Consider the following 19,096-nt stretch of genomic DNA (forward strand, 5'->3'; position numbering starts at 1 on the left):
CGTAACCGGGCCGAAATCAGGCTAATTTGTTGATAAACGCACAGATAACTTGCTGTAAAATATGCTTTGTAACAATTTTGACTAGAATATATACCTGAATAGGCTGGTGAAGCGCGTGCGCTTTTTTAGAATACCCACTCAGTATTCGAACCTTTGGGAGTAACATAATGCAAGAGAATTATAAAATTCTGGTTGTGGACGACGATATGCGTCTGCGCGCGCTGTTAGAGCGTTATCTGACTGAGCAAGGCTTCCAGGTTCGTAGTGTGGCTAACGCCGAGCAGATGGATCGTTTGCTGACCCGCGAATCCTTCCATCTGATGGTGCTGGATCTGATGCTGCCCGGTGAAGATGGCCTGTCTATCTGCCGCCGCCTGCGCAGCCAGAGCAACCCGATGCCTATCATCATGGTGACCGCCAAAGGTGAAGAGGTGGATCGCATCGTCGGGCTGGAAATCGGCGCCGATGACTATATTCCCAAACCGTTTAACCCCCGTGAACTGCTGGCCCGTATCCGCGCGGTGCTGCGCCGCCAGGCCAACGAGCTGCCCGGGGCACCCTCCCAGGAAGAGGCGGTTATCGCCTTCGGTAAATTTAAACTTAACCTCGGCACCCGCGAAATGTTCCGCGACGAGGAGCCCATGCCGCTGACCAGCGGTGAGTTTGCGGTGCTGAAGGCTCTGGTCAGCCACCCGCGTGAGCCGTTATCCCGCGATAAGCTGATGAACCTTGCCCGGGGCCGCGAATACAGCGCCATGGAGCGTTCCATCGACGTGCAGATCTCCCGTCTGCGCCGGATGGTGGAAGAGGATCCGGCCCACCCGCGCTATATTCAGACCGTCTGGGGTCTTGGCTACGTCTTCGTTCCGGACGGCGCTAAAGCATGAGGCGCTTGCGCTTCTCGCCGCGCAGCTCTTTCGCGCGCACCCTGTTGCTGATCGTCACCCTGCTGTTTGTCAGCCTGGTGACGACCTATCTGGTGGTGCTCAATTTTGCCATTCTGCCGAGCCTGCAGCAGTTTAATAAGGTACTGGCCTACGAAGTGCGTATGCTGATGACCGACAAACTGCAGCTGGAGGACGGCACGCAGCTGGTGGTTCCCCCGGCATTTCGCCGGGAAATTTACCGGGAGCTGGGTATTTCGCTCTACTCTGACGAAGCCGCCGAAGAGGCCGGGCTGCGCTGGGCACAGCATTATGAATTCCTCAGCCAGCAGATGGCGCAGCAGCTGGGCGGCCCGACAGAAGTGCGGGTAGAAGTTAACAAGAGCTCACCGGTGGTGTGGCTCAAAACGTCGCTCTCGCCCAGTATCTGGGTGCGGGTGCCGTTAACCGAAATTCACCAGGGGGATTTTTCCCCCCTGTTTCGCTATACCCTGGCGATAATGCTGCTGGCGATTGGCGGGGCCTGGCTGTTTATCCGTATCCAGAACCGGCCGCTGGTGGATCTGGAGCACGCGGCGCTGCAGGTGGGTAAGGGGATTATTCCGCCGCCGCTGCGTGAGTACGGGGCGTCGGAGGTGCGCTCCGTGACCCGGGCCTTTAACCATATGGCCGCCGGGGTTAAGCAGCTGGCAGATGACCGCACCCTGCTGATGGCCGGGGTCAGCCACGATCTCCGCACACCGCTGACCCGTATCCGCCTGGCAACGGAAATGATGGGCGAACAGGACGGTTACCTGGCCGAGTCCATCAATAAAGACATTGAAGAGTGCAACGCGATTATCGAGCAGTTTATTGATTACCTGCGGACCGGGCAGGAGATGCCGGTAGAGCGCACGGATCTGAATATGGTGCTGGGTGAGGTGATTGCCTCTGAAAGTGGCTACGAGCGGGAAATTGAGACCGGCCTGCAAAACGGCGAGATTATGGTGGATATCCACCCCTTGTCAGTTAAACGGGCTGTGGCGAATATGGTGGTGAATGCGGCGCGCTACGGGAATGGCTGGATCAAGGTCAGCAGCGGAACAGAGCTGAATCGCGCCTGGTTCCAGGTTGAAGATGACGGCCCGGGTATCAGCCCCGACCAGCTCCAGCATCTGCTTCAGCCGTTTGTACGCGGCGACAGCGCGCGCAGTACCAGCGGCACCGGGCTGGGGCTGGCAATCGTGCAGCGTATTGTGGATAACCACCGCGGTATGCTCGATATCGGCAGTAGTGATAAGGGCGGGCTGCGCATCCGGGCGTGGCTGCCGCTGGCGCCGGGCACCGGTGTCACCCTGGCGAAAAATAAACCCACCGCCTGAGCGAGACCATAAAAAAAGCCGCTGATTATCAGCGGCTTTTTTGTCAGAGCCTTACAGCTGCGGGCCGGCGCTGACCAGCGCTTCCCCGGCCGGGGTGTCCGTATACTTATCGAAGTTCTCGATAAACAGCTTCGCCAGAGTGGTGGCTTTTTCCTGCCACTGCTCGGGTGAGCCGTAGGTATTACGCGGATCCAGGATCCGGCTATCCACGCCCGGCAGTGCAGTCGGCACGGCGAGGTTGAATATCGGCAGCGTAAAGGTTTCGGCGTTATCCAGCTCCCCGTCAAGGATAGCGTTGATAATGGCGCGGGTATCTTTAATGGAGATCCGCTTACCGGTGCCGTTCCAGCCGGTGTTGACCAGGTATGCCTGAGCACCGGACGCCTGCATACGCTTAACCAGCACTTCAGAATACTGGGTAGGGTGCAGGGTCAGGAAGGCAGCCCCGAAGCAGGCCGAGAAGGTCGGCGTTGGTTCGTTAATACCGCGCTCCGTACCGGCCAGTTTCGCCGTAAAGCCCGACAGGAAGTGATACTGGGTCTGGCTTGCGGTGAGGCGGGATACCGGCGGCAGCACGCCGAACGCGTCTGCTGTCAGGAAGATAACCTTGGTGGCGTGGCCTGCTTTTGAGACCGGTTTAACGATGTTGTCGATAAACTCAATCGGGTAGGAGACGCGGGCGTTTTCGGTTTTGGAGGCATCGTTAAAATCGATGACGCCATCAGCGTTTACGACCACGTTTTCCAGCAGGGCATCGCGGCGGATAGCGTTATAGATTTCCGGCTCTGCTTCTCTGGACAGGCGGATGGTTTTGGCATAGCAGCCGCCTTCGAAGTTAAACACGCCGTCATCATCCCAGCCGTGCTCATCGTCGCCAATCAGGCGGCGCTTCGGATCGGTGGACAGGGTGGTTTTCCCGGTGCCGGACAGGCCAAAGAATACCGCAACGTCGTCTTTCTCACCCACGTTTGCCGAGCAGTGCATTGACGCAATGCCTTTGAGCGGCAGCAGGTAGTTCATAATGGCGAACATGCCTTTTTTCATCTCGCCGCCGTACCAGGTCCCGCCGATAAGCTGCATGCGCTCGGTGAGGTTAAAGGCGACAAAGTTTTCTGAATTCAGGTTTTGTTCTTTCCAGTTCGGGTTGGTGCACTTGGCACCGTTCATAACGATAAAGTCTGGCTCGAAGCCTTCGAGCTCTTCCTCGCTGGGGCGAATAAACATGTTTTTCACGAAGTGTGCCTGCCAGGCCACCTCGGTAATAAACCGTACGGAAAGGCGGGTGTCCGCATTGGCACCGCAGAACGCATCGACAATAAACAGTCGCTTGCCCGATAACTGCTCCGTTACCAGAGACTTCAGCTGCTGCCAGGTCTCCTGGGACAAGGGCTTGTTGTCGTTTTTACCCTTGCCGTTGTCTGCCCACCACAGGGTATCGCGGGTGGTGTCATCACGGACGATGTATTTATCTTTCGGGGAACGGCCGGTAAAGATACCGGTATCTACTGCCACTGCGCCCAGACTGGTCAGCACACCACGCTCGAAGCCTTCCAGGCCCGGCGCCAGTTCTTCCTGGTAAAGGGTGTCGTAATCGGGGTTATAGACCACTTCACTCACGTCGTGAATGCCATAAGCTTGCAGAGCCTGCGGGGTAACACCATGAAAGCGCATTTGACTACTCCTTTGCTAACTTATACTGATGCAAATTGTAGGGTTGTTTTACGGTTGTTAACCGGGACGGGCTTCATAGATTTGCGGTTTGACGGAAATGCGTTCTCCACAAAACGTTGTGATACCAGTCACAATGTGGGACCGATTATGACAGCATTCAGCTTGACGGCGTGAAAAATATTTAAGGAATGTTAAATAAATGGGATCGAAATGAGCTTTTTGTGAGTGGGATCGATTTTGCAGAGGAAAATGTGACCTCAGCCATGCCAGAAATGACATGGCTGCACACCTGTTATGGGCGATTAATGGATATGCGGATCCGCCGGGGCGGCGTTCTTACGCAGTTCAATAATGTCCATTTCGTTAAACTCGTAGTGATTACCGCAGTAATCGCAGTGCATATCAATTTTACCGTCTTCTGCCAGGATGGAGGCTATCTCGTCTTCCGGCAGGGTTTTCAGCGCATCGGCGCAGCGCTCACGGGAACAGGTACATTTAAATTCCACATCCTGGGGATCGTAAACCGTGACCTCTTCTTCGTGGTACAGGCGCCACAACACTTCGCGCGCCGGCAGGGTCAGTAACTCTTCCGGTTTGATGGTCGCCGTTAAGGTGGCCAGGTGGTCGAAGTCTTCACGCTGGGCGTTCTGGGCCGGTAATACCTGCAGCAGCATCCCCCCGGCTGCCGGTTTGCCTTCTGCTTCACCGGTCAGAATAAACAGGCGGGTGGGCAGCTGCTCTGAGCGCATAAAGTAATCTTCCAGGCAGGCGGCCAGGGTGTCGCCTTCCAGGCCGACCACGCCCTGATAGCGTTCGCCTTCATCCGGCGTGATGGTGATAACCAGATAACCGTTCCCCACCAGAGTTTTCAGATCCGCATCTTGCGGAACCTCGCCCTGGGTACGGGCCACACCGCGCATCTGCTGCTCGTTGTTGCCGTTGATCACCGCCAGAGCCAGCGGGCCATCCCCCTGGAGCTGCACGGTAATGCTACCGGCAAATTTCAGGGTGGCGGTCAGCAGACTGGTGGCCACCAGTAATTCACCCAGCACTTTTTTTACCGGCTGCGGGTAGTCGTGGTTTTCCAGAATGTGTTGCCAGGTTTCAGAAACCGTCACCAGCTCGCCGCGCACGGCGTGATTTTCGAACAGGTAGCGATGTAATTGGTCATGTTGGGCCATAGTCGTCTCTCTTGCGGGGGGCAGCGATTATTCGCTGTCACCGTATTTAAATTTCATCAGATCCCGGCGCTCTTTTTTGTCCGGGCGACGCTCCGGGTTCGGCATCGACAGCGCGTTCATTTTGCGCGCCAGGGCAATGCTCTCGCGTCTGGCGATACTTTCGGCCGTCTCTTCATAGAGGGCTGCTGCGTCACTGGCCGGGCGGCGCTGTTCACTGATTTCGCGCACTATCACGGTGCGCTGGTCGTTTCCCTGGCGCAGGGTAATCAGCGCACCGGTCTCTACCAGCTTGCTGGGTTTGCTGCGCTGTCCGTTGTAGTGGACTTTGCCGCCGTCGATCATCTCGCGGGCCAGGGCGCGGGTTTTATAAAAGCGGGCGGCCCAGAGCCATTTGTCCAGGCGAACACCGGCGGTTGTTTTTTCTTTCACTGCGACTCCAGAAGTTCAGGGATCAGACGCCGGTAGTCACTGAGCGCGCGAAAGCGCTGGTACTGCTTATCCGGCATGCCGGAATCCGGGTTGCTGACACCCAGGCAGTAGCGGATCCCGAAGCGGGCGGCGGCATCAAGAATCGCCTCGCTGTCATCAATAAACAGCGTGCGGGAGGCATCCAGCCCGGTTTCACCGGCAACGGCCTGCCACAGGCGCTGATCTTCTTTCGGATAACCAAATGTGTGGGTGGAAAGTAATAAATCAAGGTGTGCGCCCAGGCCGGTGTGTTTTAGTTTTACCGCCAGGTTATGGGGGTGGGCGTTGGTCAGCAGAATGCGGCGCTTGCCGCACCGGGCCAGGGCATCAAGAAACGGCTGCGTATCGGCGCGCAGTTTTGCCTGCGGCCCCTGTGCGGTGGTCATTGCCCGAATATCCAGCCCAAGTGTTGTGCTCCAGTAGTCCAGACAGTACCAGTTTAGCGTATGTTGCACCGCATGATACTCACGCATGATGAGCTGGTGTGCCTGCGTCGGGCTGAGACCCCGGCGCTGTTGCAGGGTCTGTGGCACCAGGCGCTGCCAGAAGTCCGTATCAAAGGCGAGATCCAGCAGCGTGCCGTCCATATCCAGCAGGACAGTATCAATATTTTTCCAGTCAATGGTCATGGGCGCGGGCTCCGGGCAGGCAAAAGGCCACAGAGTAGTATAAACCCCCGGCGACGGGAATAGCCGGGGTTAACGGGGGCTGTTATCCGGCCCGGGTAGCAGGTTTTTGGGCAGGCAGTCTTCGTAGTAGCGCTGGATAGCCACGGTGCGCATCTGGTTGTGCTGGTAGCGGCGTACAGCCATCACCCCGTTCCAGAGCGTGCAGCCAAGCAGCAGCAACAGCAGCAGTGTGGTGCCCGTATTGCGCCAGATCCCGGCGCTGTCCGGTATGGCGTGCAGGGTTACATGCCGGGTGCCGTTGGCGTCGGTCTGGATCCCGGTGACGATGCCCTCGGCCGTGAACGGGGTGTTCATCAGCTGACCGGCCAGGTGGCGCAGCGCGCTCCAGCGCTCGGCGGGCGGATAGTCGTCAAGGGGGGTGGCAGGCCCGGGAAGGTTCACCAGCGAGTTGCCCTCATCACTGATAATCACGAAGCCGCCGGGGGCCGGGCTGTTCAGGGCCTGGGCGGCCCGCTCGGTCTCCCGCAGGAAAAAGGGGTTGGTGGAGGTGGTCACTAAGTTATCAAGGGATTCGGCGCTGACCGGGCGCAGCAGCAGATTTGTACCATCGAGCTTGCCGGTGCTGGCGCGGCGGGTGAGGGTGGCCCAGTCCCGGGTATTGCCCAGGTTTGTCAGGGCGTTTTTCAGCCGCACGCACTCATCCCGGCCGGTGCACAGGGCCTGGGTTTTCCTGACGATGTCGGCAAAATCGCTCAGCAAAATCATGCCGGAGCGCTGAATTGCCGAGGCCAGCTGCGGGTTAACCTCGCTCTCGCCGGGCTGGGGGTGGAGCTGCTGATTAACCGACGCCAGCAGGGCGCTGGCTTTCGCCACCGTTTCGGACTCCGGGAATGGCAGTGCGCGCGCGGTATTCCAGATAATTTGCGAACAGTCAAAAGGCGCGAACGGGCTGTGATTACGGGGAGAGAAGCTGCCGATATTACAGGTGCCTGTGCCCTGTATTTTTAGCGTGTCCCCCACCTTCACCCCGGCGCTTTCCAGCTGCCGGACATGCTGGGCGCTGATGGTCTGGGCACCCTTGAGCCAGGAGAGGGTCAGTTTTAATGGCATATCCAGCGGCACCCAGATGGCCATCATAACCAGCACCAGTAGCGACCCGGTGGCAAGGACCAGGCTGCGCGACCAGCGCTGCAGCGGAAAGTGCTTTACCTCATCTTCAAGGGAGAGAAACGGCCCCTGGCGCACGACCCGGCGATCCAGATAGACGTCAATATCGGTCTGGCGGCCCAGATTATGGCTGACAAACGGTTTCCAGTGCTTCGGGTAGATAAGGTCAATAACCCCCAGGGAGATGTTATTGAGCGGATCCTGGTCCGACTCGCCAAACAGCCCCCAGCGCTTGGGGGTGCCCCGCAGGCAGTGAATTTCACGCAGTGAGCGGCGGGCGGGTGGGGCAAACATCCCCAGGCAGCCGACAGCACACAGAATCAGCCCCGCCCCCGCCAGCCACGGGATCAGAAACCCCGGGGTTACCAGGCATAAAAACGCGAGTACCAGAGCGGCGACAATAAAGAGCGGATCGCGCAGATTTTCCGCCTGGCTCAGGGCGTATTCTTCCGGCGTTTCCTGGCGCACATGGCGCAGTTCCACTTGTTCGCTCTCTTCACCACGGATAAACGAATGCCCCTGCGAGGTATTTTCCAGGGCGAAGCCCGCCGCCTCATTAACATAGTCCTGCAGGGTGTGGCCGTTGAGGCTGATGACCAGCGGCATGGTTTCGGTGCGCACCAGCTCGATGCGGTTATCGTTGCTGATATAGGGCTCCCAGAACGGGGGCAGGTGTACTTCAACCGAGTCCAGATAGTAGCGCCATTTGTTGGCCTCATCGGTAGAGAGACCATAACGGGTAATGGCCCGGGTAACGCAGATAACTTTGGTGCTGCGCGGGCTTAAGGTGAGGGGCTGAGGGGCATTACTGGCCGCAGAGAGCCCCACCAGCTGGCGGGAGCGGTTAAAGGTTTCCAGGTAGTTTTCTGCCGCTTTGCGCTCATCTGCCGAGAGCTTGCGAAACGTGGCCCCGGGGAAATTTACCGCAGGCAGGCGCGCGCTCTGCTGCTGGCTGCGCCATAGCAGACTCAGGGCAAGCGTCACGGTTGCCAGAACAGTTGCGACTAAAATCAACAAGGTGCTCATTGGTTCCCCGTCACATCAGCATGTTATTTTTCAAGTGCAGCAAACGGTAACCCTTCAGCATGAACGTAGTACCACGATATAAAACACCTGCGGCCGGCAGTTATATCAGCTTTATGTTGATGACGAGTGGAATCTGATCAACTTTAGCAACAAAACATGACCCGCCATATCAGCAAAATCCCGTTTCATATGCAACGTGTTGACATGAATAGCCAGGCACCAAATCATATTGGTTACTAATATGTAAATGGAAAACAATTTACATTGCCCAAACCGTGCGGCGTATCGCACAATGAGGGCCATTTTCAACCGCAGAAGCCCAGGACGATGAGCGAATCCTTAAAAAAACCGACCATTCTGAATGTTGAAACCGTGGCCCGGTCCCGGCTGTTTAACGTTGAAGCGGTTGATCTCGAATTCAGCAACGGCGTTCGCCGGGTCTACGAGCGTATGCGCCCTTCTAACCGTGAAGCGGTGATGATTATCCCGATTGTGGATGACCACCTGGTCCTTATCCGCGAGTATGCGGTGGGCACGGAAAGCTATGAGCTGGGCTTCTCTAAGGGGCTTATTGACCCGGGTGAGGATATCTACCAGGCGGCGAACCGCGAACTCAAAGAAGAGGTGGGGTTTGGGGCCCATCAGCTGACCTTCCTGAAACGCCTGTCGATGGCGCCGTCTTATTTCTCCAGCCAGATGAACATCCTGGTGGCGGAGGCACTCTACCCGGAATCCCTGCCGGGCGATGAGCCGGAGCCGTTACCCCAGGTGCGCTGGCCTCTGAACCAACTTGATGCGCTGCTGGATGAGCCGGACTTTAACGAAGCGCGTAACGTCAGCGCGCTGTTCCTGGTGCGCGACTGGCTGCGCGGGCAGGGGCGTCTGTAGGCCAGCACGCCGTGAGATACCCGGTTAACGCCCGGGGAAAACCATAAAAAAAGCCCTGCTTATGGCAGGGCTTTTCTCTTCCGGTTGTGTGCCCGGTTTATCTGTACCTAAGATAAAAATCACATTACTTCACTATTCTGACTTGTCGCCATTCCTTAGTATCCCTCGTCTGTAATCACCTTTCTCTCCGGCAATTATCCCTGCCTGTTTTCCGCTGTATGCCGTTCAGTGCTTTCTTTGGATTTTGCTTAAGAGATTGAAATATAAGGAATATATTGAATGTTTCTCTTGACATACACATGGTTCGTCAGTATAATTACGGGCTTACGGGCTTACGGGCTTACGGGCTTACGGGCTTACGGGCTTACGGGCTTACGGGCTTACTTTTACTCTCTGCTCCCGCATTGTCTACTATTCTTCCTCCTTCCAGCGCAACTATTCCATATACACTGAGCAGCGATATCACCACAATGCCTAACCGGCCTGGCACTTTTATAACTAATGTTTATGTTGCGTTTCGTCATCAGGGGGGCTACGACACTGCTTTGCCAGCCAGATGGGGACGGAACACCTGGGTTTGCGCATCAGCATCCAATCCAGAAAATGGCGCTTGTAATACTTCCCCAATGGGGTTCACTCCTGGAGTGAAAATTCGCGGCAGGGAATTTGTACGTTTGATTTTTACGGAACAGCGTAGTAAGCAGCGTATGGAAATTCTGATGGGGATATCGACTTATCTGAGATGGAATGGGGGATCGGCCTGCGGCTCTGAAGCTACAGGGATCAGTTCGGATACATCAACGCCCGCTTTTACCTCTCCCTATTACCCGGCATATGCTGTATGCAGTAAAGATGGTAAGCAAACTGATGGTAAGGAATTAAATGTATGGTTCGCGGCGCAGCAATTGCCAAGATTTACTGGCGGTATCTGGAAAGCCAGGCTTATCCTTAACGAAATGCAGTGGCGGCCGAGTATTCAAGTCGCTACCTTCACGGCGGATATCACCGTTGATGTCACCGATAAACATAATGGCGCAATTTATCTACCGGCCTTTGGCCGCGCCACGCCGCTGGTGGACCTCAACTTACGCACCAAACCCTTGTCTACCGCCCCAGGCGGGGAAGTCTCTGGTGGCACGGTGATTGATACCTGCCTGTACGACGGCTACAACAGCAACAGTCCGTGGCTTAAGGTTACGCTTTCCGATCTGCTGACCTCCTCCGGGCGGGCGGCGGATCTCTTCTCGGTGGTGAAAACCGGCGCGGCCAACAGCCAGCCACTAAACCGGATAGATTACCGGGTGACCCTCAATTATAACGGCCAGCCCGTGAAAGTGGAAAACGGCAAAGAGATCACCCTGACCGGGGTAAACCGTGCGCTGATTCGTCCGGTGGCCTTACCCGGCATACCGCACCCGGTGATTTGTGTGCCCGCCCCGCTGACCCTGGATGTACTGCCCTTTGCCAAAGCCAGCAAAACCGCAGGCCGCTACCAGGGCACGCTGCGGGTTAATCTCAGCGCCACAGCGCTGGCACCATAAAAAAAGCCCTGCTTATGGCAGGGCTTTTTTGTCGGGGCGAATCAGAACAATTCCTGGGTTTCGCCGTTTTCTGTCACTGTGGTGCCCACCTCATGCACCGCCTGCGTGGTGGGCTGGGTGCCTTCAATAAAGAACTCCGGCTGCCCGCCACGACCGGCCAGCTGGCCGGTGGCCCGGTCAATATTGACCGAAACCACCCCGGCAGGGGGGGTTAATGGCTGCTCCGGCACCCCTTTGAGAATGAATTTCATAAAATCATCCCAGGCAGGCTGCGCGCTTTTGGCGCCGCCTTCATAGCCGGAAATCTGATCGGGAATTGCCCCGGAGGCGGTCGTGCGCCCCAGATCGCGGCGGTGATCGTCAAACCCTATCCAGACGGAGGTCACCACCCCCGGGCCGTAGCCTGAAAACCAGGCGTCTTTGGCGCTGTTTGTGGTGCCGGTTTTGCCGCCAATATCAGGGCGGTTAATTGCCCGGGCAGCACGCCAGCCGGTGCCCATCCAGCCAGGCTCCCCGACGATATTGGTATGCATGGCGCTTTTAATCAAAAAGGCCAGCGGGGTGCTTATCACATGGGGGGCATACTCCTGAGGCTGGTTCACGGTCAGCGCCTGGTTGGCCTGCTCCAGCTGAGGCATCGGCACACTGCCGTTTTGCGGGTTTTCAGAGGTGGCCACATCTTCCACATCGTGGTTTTCCAGCAGATTCGATTTTGGCGTATCCCCGTAGATCACCGGAATATCGCAGTCGGCACAGGCGATTTTCGGTGTTGCTTCGAACACGGTGTTGCCCTGCTCGTCGGCGATCCGCGCGATAAACCACGGGTCAATCAGGTAGCCGCCGTTGCTCATCACGGAATAGCCCCGGGCAACCTGCAGCGGGGTGAACGAGGCAGAGCCTAACGCCAGTGACTCGGTGGGCACGATATTTTGTGCCGGGAAGCCAAAGCGCTGTAAATACTCTGCCGCGTAATCCACCCCCATGGCGCGCATGGCGCGCACCATGACCACGTTCTTCGACTGCCCGAGCCCCTGGCGCAGGCGGATAGGCCCGGCATACTGCGGCGGGGAGTTCTTAGGCTGCCAGTCGGAACCGGCACCCGCATCCCAGCGGGAGATAGGCACGTCGTTGAGGATACTGGCCAGGGTCAGCCCCTTATCCATGGCGGCCGTATACAGGAAGGGTTTGATATTTGACCCCACCTGGCGCAGGGCCTGAGTGGCGCGGTTAAATTTGCTCTGGTTAAAGTCAAACCCGCCGACCAGGGCGATAATCGCGCCGTTATTGGCATCAATTGACACCAGCGCGGAGTTAACATCCGGAATTTGCGCCAGCCACCAGTCCGCGCCGGACTGGCGCACCCAGATTTGCTGGCCTGCCTGTATCACATCGGTCACTTTGCGCGGGGTTGCCCCCTGCTGGGTATCCGAGCGGTATGGCCGGGCCCAGCGTACGCCGCTCATACTGAGGGTAACGGCGGAGCCGTCTGCCAGGAGTGCGCTGGCCTCAGCCCCACTGGCCCGGGTGACCACAGCCGGTAACAGCGGGCCGGAAGCCGGGATAGTGCGCAGCAGGCCGGTAATTTTATCCTGCCCCCAGGGGGTCTCGCCGATTTTCCACAGCTGGCTGGCCGGGCCCCGGTAGCCGTGGCGCATATCATAGGCCAGCACGTTGTTACGCAGGGCATCCTGCGCGGCCTGCTGTGCCGGGCGGTGAATGGTGGTATACACCCGGAAACCGTCCTCATAGGCTTTTTCGCCATAGCGGCTGACCATCTCCTGGCGCACCATTTCCGACAGATACGGGGCAGAGAAGGTAATTTTCGGCGCATGGTAGTTCGCCCGGATAGGCTCTGCCCGGGCCTGATCAAGCTGCCCGACGGTGATGTAGCCTTCATCGCGCATACGGGCGAGCACCACGTTGCGACGGGCGGTGGCCCTGTCCAGTGAATAGAGCGGGTTAAAGGTGGAGGGCGCTTTAGGCAGCCCGGCTATCATCGCCATTTCACTGAGGGTGAGCTGATCAACAGGTTTACCGAAATAGACCTGCGCCGCCGCACCCACACCGTAAGCCCGGTAGCCGAGGTAAATCTTATTCAGGTACAGCTCAAGAATTTCTTCTTTGCTGAGTAGCTGCTCAATGCGCACCGCCAGGAACGCTTCTTTGACTTTGCGTATCAGCGTTTTTTCCGGGCTCAGGAAGAAGTTTCTTGCCAGCTGCTGGGTAATGGTACTGGCCCCCTGAGAGGCGTGCCCGGAGAACAGGGCAATACTGGCTGCGCGGAAAATACCAATCGGATCAACGCCGTGGTGCTCATAGAAGCGGCTGTCTTCTGTGGCAATAAACGCGTGCACCAGTTCCGGCGGTATCTGATTCAGGGCCAGAGGAATGCGGCGCTTCTCACCGTACTGAGCAATCAGCTCGCCGTCGGCACTGTAGACCTGCATCGGGATCTGCAGGCGCACATCCTTCAGGGTCGCCACATCCGGCAACTGGGGCTCAATATATTTGTACAGGCCGTAAATCGAGCCGGCTCCCAGCATGATGCAAAACAGTGCAAGGATGAATAAATACTTTACGAACTTCACTCGGCATTTTCCATTTAGTATGCAGTGGACAGTTTATAAACAGACGCGCGGTAGTATAAAGGCAAGCCAGACGCTTTGATACACCTGAACCTTGCGGGCCGTTTCCCGGAGGTTCCCACACGATGACAGTGTGGCACCACTTTGGGGGGCGCAATCATGATGAACAGCCAGTGGCGAATAGGGCTTGAGTTACACAGCAGCGGCCTGCGCGCCGTGGGGTTACAGTTCCGGCGGCAGGGCTGGCGGCTATGCCGCTGGTGGCATCTGCCTTTTGGCTCCCCGGGGGTGGAGTACACCTCCGGGGAGTTTGCCCGCCAGGCGGCGCAAACCCTCAGCCACTGGCGGAAATCCCTGCCGTACCGTTACCAGTTGCGGGTCTCTGTTCCGGCGCAGCGGGCGCTGCAACAGCAGGTGGCAATGCCGGACTGCACACTGCCGGAGCCCCAGTTACAGCGCTATATCGAGCAGGCCGCGGCGGCACAACTGGCCCTGCCAGACGATCCCCTGGCCTGGGACTACATGCACCCCGGTACGGGCCCGGCAAGGGTTACCGGGGTGCGCCTGCGCGATATTCAGCGCCTGGTGGCTATTCTGCGTAGCGCGCGGCTGACGGCCAGCAGCATCAGCCCTGACGCCAGTGCACTACAGAGCTTTTTACCCCGGGCGCAGGGCGGTGACCAGTGGCTGGTTCACCGGGAGCCGGGGCACTGGCTATGGGCCGGTGGCGGGCAGTGGGGTACGGAGGCCAGCACGGATCCCCACTGGCTGGCTCAGTGGTGCCAGCAGCGCGAGCTTAACCCCGCCTCCGTTGCATTCAGCTCTGCGCTGGCGGAGGACGCAGCGCGGGTCACATTCTCCCCCTGGTCCGGGATCCCGGGGCTTTCTGCACCGCTGCCGCCGTGCGCCGGTGTGTTTACCGTGGCGACGGGCCTGGCACTCGGAAGCCTGCGCTGATGACCCCCCTGGTGAATATGCTGCCCTGGCGCCACCGGCGCCGCCAGGCACAGATGCGCACGGGGGCCATGCTGATGCTGCCGGGCCCGGCGATTGCGGCAGTGTTCTGTAGCCTGCTGTGGCAGGAGGGGCTCCTGGCCCGGCAGCAGCTGGCCGCCACCGGCCAGGCGCATCAGCAGCGGGTGGCGGAGATCGCCCTGCGCCTTGAGCGATGCCTGCAACAGCAGGCAGAGCAGCAGCAATTGCTCCAGCGCAGGCAACGCCAGGTGGCCGCCCGGGAGGCGGGGCTGGCGTGGCAGCAGCGCCTGACCCGGCTGTCTGGCGCAATGCCGGATCCCGCCTGGCTTCTGGCGCTGGAGGCCCGGGGGAGCAGTGTGCGCCTGTCCGGGCAGAGCACAACCCTGGAAGGGGTGAGGCAGCTGGAGCAGCGCTTACCCGGTGTGGGGTTTAGCCACTACCGGATGGGCGCCATTACGCGCACTGACCAGGGGCTGTGGCAGTTTAACGTGCGCCTGGTTTGGGAAGCACTCTCCACGGCCGGTGGTGGCCCCCATGCGCCCGCTGGCTGAGCGCCGGGGCCTGTGGGCTGGCGTGTGGCTGGTGAGCCTGCTGGTGGCGTTGCTGGTTGTCGGGTGGCTGTACCGTGATACAGCCCGCCACCACCAGGCCCTGGCCCGCGTCAGCCTCACATTTGACCAGGCGTACCGGGTGCAACAAAAGCGGCTGCTGGCGCTGAGTGTGCCGCTGCCGGAAATACCGCCTGCCCGGCCAGCCCTGCCGGTGCTGGCCTTCGCCGCCGCCTGTGGCGGGGAGCTGATTGCCTGGCAGCCGGAGGCCGACGGCGGGCCAGCGCTGACCCTGGCGCTGCCCTGGTCCCGGGTGCCGCCGCTGTTTTCACAACTGGCGGGCTATGCGGTCACCCTGCGGGGCTTTTCACTGAGCGCCCGGCCAGACGACGTGCTGCTGGTGCTGGCCCTCACCCCGGAGGCGGAATGAGAGCCGGTACTGTGGGCGTGGTGTTGTGGCTGGCCAGCGGGCTGCCCCCGGGGGAGGCCCGTGACCCTTTCCACCCGCCGGGGGCGGCCTGTGCCCGGGAGTGGCACGGCTGGCGCTACGGGGGGCAGGTGGCCGGTGAAGAGGGCGTTATTGCCCTGGTCCAGTCCCCGGACAGGCGCTGGCAGCGGCTGGGGCCCGGCGCGGCCATTGTGGCGGGCTGGCGGGTGAGCACCATTACACGCCAGGCCCTGGTGCTGGCTCACGACGGGGAGTGCGGGACACAGCAGCTGGTGTGGATGCCCGGCGCTGGCCGCCAGGAGGAAGAGTAATGCGCACTGTTTTGTTGTTACTGGCCCTCTTGTGGCCGCTGATTACCGGGGCCGGAGAGGCCGGGGGGAAGAGCAGCCTGCCGCAGCAGCCTGTTTCACTGATGCTCGACAATGTTCCCGCCGGGCAGGTGCTGCAATCCCTGGCGCGCCAGGCACAGCTTAATATCGTGGTGGCGCCGGGGGTGAGCGGGGCGCTGTCATTACAGCTGGCGGCGGTGCCCTGGGCCCAGGCGCTGGAGATTGTGGCCGCCGCGCTGGATGTGCGCTGGTCGCTCAGGGGCAATGTGTTGCAGATAACCCCGGCCAGCCGGGCCCGGGAGCAGGCGCGCTACCCACCGCGCCAGGCCCCGCTGGGGAGTGCCACCCTTGGTCTGCGCCACGCCAGTGCCGCCGATCTGGCCGCCGCCCTGACCGGGGGAGGCGCAAGGTATCTTTCCCCCAGGGGGAGTGTGCTGGCGGATGTGCGCACTAACCGCCTGCTGGTGCAGGATACCCGCCCCGCCCTGGAGGCGCTGCGCCACTGGGTAGAGACCATGGATGTCCCCCTGCCACAGGTGGAGCTGGTGGCCCATATTGTCTCCATTGGTCAGGAGAGCCTGCGCGATCTGGGGGTGAAGTGGGCCGCCAGCGCCGGAGGGGGCACACTACAGGCGGAGTTGCCCGCCACGGCGGCCTCCACGCGGCTGGGGTTTAATATCGGGCGTATCAGCGGGCGAATGCTGGAGCTGGAGCTTTCCGCCCTGGAGCGGCGCCAGCAACTGGCAATTATTGCCAGCCCGCGCCTGCTGACCTCTCACCAGCAGCCTGCCAGTATCCGCCAGGGAAGCGAGATCCCCTACCTGCTGACCAGCGGTGAGAACGGCAATGTTTCCGTGGATTATAAAGAAGCGCTGCTGGGGATGACGGTCACGCCTTATGTCTACTCCCCGGAGCGTATCCGCCTGAAACTGCATATCAGCCAGAATATGCCGGGCCAGAAACTGCAGTATGCCCAGGGAGAGGTGCTGACAATCGATAAACAGGAAATTGAAACCGAGGTGGTGCTGCGGGACGGTGAAACCATTGCGCTGGGCGGTATCTTCCAGGATAAGCGCCAGCAGGCCCGGGGCCAGGTGCCCTGGCTGGGTGGGGTGCCGCTGCTGGGCGGGCTGTTTCGCCACGAGGCAAAAAACCGCCAGCGCCAGGAGCTGGTGGTCTTTATTACCCCCCGTTTGCTGAACGGGCGTTAATCACGCCGCCCGGACACCCTTTTTTACCAGAAAGATGCGCATCTGTTTGACGGCGGAAGGGAATTAGCATACAAGGTTTAGCGGTTTCGCAGGTGCTCCGGAAATAGACTACACTTCGGGTCCTGAATGATGCTGTACCAATCCGCTACCTTATCGCGTAGTGTCTTTGGGCCCTGGCAGGCCGATGGTGCGAAGTTTACGGAATTCAGCCTGTTAGCAAAAGGCGCCTGAATCTGACCTCTGGTTATGCATTCCGTAATTTAAGATTTCTTTCCGGTTCTTCAGGAACGGTAATTTATTCGGTTGCCAAACTGCCTTGAGTGTTGAGATAATTTTTCACCTGACTCTCGCTCTATCGCATATGAGGTTTCAGTTCATGTCCAGTTCTGCCACAGCGTGGCGGGACGGGTTTATCATTAACGAATAGTCGTAGTAATACCGAAAAAATGGCAGAGAAACGCAATATCTTTCTGGTTGGGCCTATGGGTGCCGGCAAAAGCACTATTGGGCGTCAGTTAGCTCAGCAGCTCAATATGGAATTTTACGATTCTGATCAAGAGATTGAGAAACGTACCGGCGCTGATGTGGGCTGGGTCTTCGACGTTGAAGGTGAAGAAGGTTTCCGCGAGCGTGAAGAAAAAATCATCAACGAACTGACGGAAAAACAGGGTATTGTTCTGGCGACTGGCGGCGGCTCTGTCAAATCCCGTGAAACCCGTAACCGTCTTTCCGCGCGTGGTGTCGTTGTCTATCTGGAGACGACTATCGAGAAACAGCTGGCCCGTACCCAGCGGGATAAAAAGCGCCCGCTGCTGCAGGTCGACTGCCCGCCGCGTGAAGTGCTGGAAGCGCTGGCCGGGGAACGCAACCCGCTGTATGAAGAAATCGCGGATGTGACTATCCGTACTGACGACCAGAGCGCAAAAGTGGTCGCAAATCAGATTATTCACATGCTCGAAAACAATTAAATTTGCCGTAATACACTGCCGCGTCTTCGGGCGCTGCCTTATGCGTTAAAAGGGGCTGAGCATTATGGAGAAGTTGACCGTCACTTTGGGGGAGCGTAGTTACCCTATCACCATCGCCTCGGGTTTATTCAACGATCCGGCGTCTTTTTGGCCGCTGAAGGCGGGCGAGCAGGTTATGCTGGTGACTAACGAAACGTTAGCGCCGCTTTATCTTGCCACGGTCCGGCGTACGCTGGAGCAGGCCGGTGTTCATGTCGATCAGGTCATTCTGCCGGATGGCGAAAAGTACAAAAGCCTCCCCGTTATGGATTCCGTCTTCACGGCGCTGCTGAAAAAGCCGCACGGCCGTGATACGACGCTGGTGGCGCTGGGCGGCGGGGTGATTGGCGATTTAACCGGGTTTGCCGCGGCCTGTTATCAGCGCGGGGTGCGCTTTATTCAGGTGCCGACCACGTTATTGTCCCAGGTGGACTCGTCCGTAGGCGGTAAGACCGCCGTTAACCATCCGCTGGGTAAGAACATGATTGGCGCCTTCTGGCAGCCTGCGGCGGTGGTGATTGATCTCGACTGTCTGAAAACCCTGCCGCGCCGGGAGCTCTCCTCCGGGCTTGCCGAAGTGATTAAGTACGGCATTATCCTTGATGCGCCTTTCCTGGGCTGGCTGGAAGAGCATATCGATGCGCTGCTGGCGCTGGAGCCGAAAGCGATGGCCTATTGCATTCGCCGCTGCTGTGAGCTGAAGGCGGATGTTGTCGCGGCCGACGAGCGGGAAACCGGTATGCGCGCGCTGCTCAATTTAGGCCATACTTTTGGTCACGCCATTGAAACCGAGATGGGCTATGGTAACTGGCTGCACGGTGAGGCCGTGGCTGCCGGTATGGTGATGGCGGCGCGTACTGCTCAGCGTCTTGGGCAGTTTAGCGAGGCAGATGTTCAGCGCATTATCGCGTTACTGAAGCGGGCAGAGTTGCCGGTTCACGGGCCAGAGAGTATGGCGCCTGAGGCTTATCTGCCGCATATGATGCGTGATAAGAAAGTTATCGCCGGGGAGCTGCGTTTGGTGCTTCCTCTGGCGGCAGGGAAGAGCGAAGTGCGTGCCGGAGTGGCGCGTGACGTGGTGTTAAGCGCGATAGCTGATTGCCAGCGGGCGTAACAATTATAAAGGTCAGTCGCCGTATTACGGCGAGTATTAACTTCGGGTGTTGTGCAAAGTAAC

Annotated in this window: 17 protein-coding genes; 11 read left to right on the top strand and 6 right to left on the bottom strand. The window is 58.9% G+C overall.

Annotated elements, in window-relative coordinates; all coding sequences use genetic code 11:
* Positions 1-167 precede the first annotated feature (167 nt).
* Both ompR and envZ read left to right on the top strand, forming a co-directional pair.
* Entirely contained in the window at positions 168-887 is a 720-nt protein-coding gene (ompR, locus tag EBL_RS01080; protein ID WP_002444774.1) for an osmolarity response regulator transcription factor OmpR, read from the top strand.
* On the top strand, positions 884-2,245 hold the full coding sequence (gene envZ, locus EBL_RS01085; protein ID WP_014715733.1) for a two-component system sensor histidine kinase EnvZ: 1,362 nt from the start codon (positions 884-886) through the stop codon (positions 2,243-2,245). The genes ompR and envZ overlap by 4 nt, the downstream gene beginning before the upstream one ends.
* Before the next feature lie 51 nt (positions 2,246-2,296).
* On the opposite strand, the gene pckA is transcribed toward envZ, so the two are convergent.
* The 5 genes from pckA to EBL_RS01110 form a co-directional block, all read right to left on the bottom strand.
* The gene (gene pckA, locus EBL_RS01090) at positions 2,297-3,916 is read right to left on the bottom strand and encodes a phosphoenolpyruvate carboxykinase (ATP) (protein ID WP_002444778.1); all 1,620 of its coding nucleotides are present in this window, start codon (positions 3,914-3,916) and stop codon (positions 2,297-2,299) included.
* A 302-nt stretch (positions 3,917-4,218) separates the two neighbouring features.
* On the bottom strand, positions 4,219-5,097 hold the full coding sequence (gene hslO / locus EBL_RS01095) for an Hsp33 family molecular chaperone HslO (protein WP_002444780.1): 879 nt from the start codon (positions 5,095-5,097) through the stop codon (positions 4,219-4,221).
* A gap of 27 nt (positions 5,098-5,124) precedes the next feature.
* Positions 5,125-5,526 (bottom strand): ribosome-associated heat shock protein Hsp15, encoded by a 402-nt coding sequence (gene hslR / locus EBL_RS01100; RefSeq protein ID WP_002444783.1) that lies wholly within the window; start codon positions 5,524-5,526, stop codon positions 5,125-5,127.
* Positions 5,523-6,194, bottom strand: coding sequence for a GMP/IMP nucleotidase (yrfG, locus tag EBL_RS01105; RefSeq protein WP_002444786.1), 672 nt, complete (start codon positions 6,192-6,194; stop codon positions 5,523-5,525). The genes hslR and yrfG overlap by 4 nt, the downstream gene beginning before the upstream one ends.
* A gap of 69 nt (positions 6,195-6,263) precedes the next feature.
* Positions 6,264-8,387 carry an intracellular growth attenuator family protein gene (locus EBL_RS01110; protein ID WP_002444787.1) on the bottom strand — a complete coding sequence of 708 codons (2,124 nt, stop codon included), beginning with the start codon at positions 8,385-8,387 and terminating at the stop codon, positions 6,264-6,266.
* Between the two features lie 327 nt (positions 8,388-8,714).
* Here EBL_RS01110 and nudE point away from each other — a divergent pair, with 327 nt between their 5' ends.
* Together nudE and EBL_RS20785 are read left to right on the top strand one after the other, a co-directional pair.
* The gene (nudE, locus tag EBL_RS01115) at positions 8,715-9,275 is read left to right on the top strand and encodes an ADP compounds hydrolase NudE (protein ID WP_002444789.1); all 561 of its coding nucleotides are present in this window, start codon (positions 8,715-8,717) and stop codon (positions 9,273-9,275) included.
* Positions 9,276-9,901: 626 nt separating this feature from the next.
* Positions 9,902-10,816: a CfaE/CblD family pilus tip adhesin gene (locus EBL_RS20785; RefSeq protein WP_308417262.1), complete on the top strand. Its 915-nt coding sequence runs from the start codon at positions 9,902-9,904 to the stop codon at positions 10,814-10,816.
* 41 nt (positions 10,817-10,857) lie between these two features.
* Here the strand turns inward: EBL_RS20785 and mrcA are convergent, their stop codons facing one another.
* A complete protein-coding gene (gene mrcA / locus EBL_RS01125; protein ID WP_002444794.1) occupies positions 10,858-13,404 on the bottom strand; it encodes a peptidoglycan glycosyltransferase/peptidoglycan DD-transpeptidase MrcA in 2,547 nt (848 codons plus the stop codon).
* Positions 13,405-13,560: 156 nt separating this feature from the next.
* Here mrcA and EBL_RS01130 point away from each other — a divergent pair, with 156 nt between their 5' ends.
* From EBL_RS01130 to aroB, 7 genes are all read left to right on the top strand, one after another.
* Complete coding sequence (locus EBL_RS01130; protein ID WP_002444796.1) at positions 13,561-14,358, top strand: hypothetical protein; 798 nt, start codon at positions 13,561-13,563, stop codon at positions 14,356-14,358.
* Complete coding sequence (locus EBL_RS01135) at positions 14,358-14,927, top strand: PilN domain-containing protein (protein WP_002444798.1); 570 nt, start codon at positions 14,358-14,360, stop codon at positions 14,925-14,927. The genes EBL_RS01130 and EBL_RS01135 overlap by 1 nt, the downstream gene beginning before the upstream one ends.
* Positions 14,911-15,354: a HofO family protein gene (locus tag EBL_RS01140; RefSeq protein WP_002444801.1), complete on the top strand. Its 444-nt coding sequence runs from the start codon at positions 14,911-14,913 to the stop codon at positions 15,352-15,354. Before EBL_RS01135 ends, EBL_RS01140 begins: the two co-directional genes overlap by 17 nt.
* Positions 15,351-15,683, top strand: a complete 333-nt coding sequence (locus tag EBL_RS01145; RefSeq protein WP_002444803.1) for a HofP DNA utilization family protein — start codon at positions 15,351-15,353, stop codon at positions 15,681-15,683. Before EBL_RS01140 ends, EBL_RS01145 begins: the two co-directional genes overlap by 4 nt.
* Complete coding sequence (locus tag EBL_RS01150; RefSeq protein WP_002444805.1) at positions 15,683-16,912, top strand: secretin N-terminal domain-containing protein; 1,230 nt, start codon at positions 15,683-15,685, stop codon at positions 16,910-16,912. The genes EBL_RS01145 and EBL_RS01150 overlap by 1 nt, the downstream gene beginning before the upstream one ends.
* 446 nt (positions 16,913-17,358) lie before the next feature.
* Entirely contained in the window at positions 17,359-17,880 is a 522-nt protein-coding gene (gene aroK, locus EBL_RS01155) for a shikimate kinase AroK (protein WP_002444807.1), read from the top strand.
* A gap of 64 nt (positions 17,881-17,944) precedes the next feature.
* Entirely contained in the window at positions 17,945-19,033 is a 1,089-nt protein-coding gene (gene aroB, locus EBL_RS01160) for a 3-dehydroquinate synthase (RefSeq protein ID WP_002444809.1), read from the top strand.
* Positions 19,034-19,096: the final 63 nt, after the last annotated feature.

Source organism: Shimwellia blattae DSM 4481 = NBRC 105725, from assembly GCF_000262305.1.
In the GTDB taxonomy this organism is placed as follows: domain Bacteria; phylum Pseudomonadota; class Gammaproteobacteria; order Enterobacterales; family Enterobacteriaceae; genus Shimwellia; species Shimwellia blattae.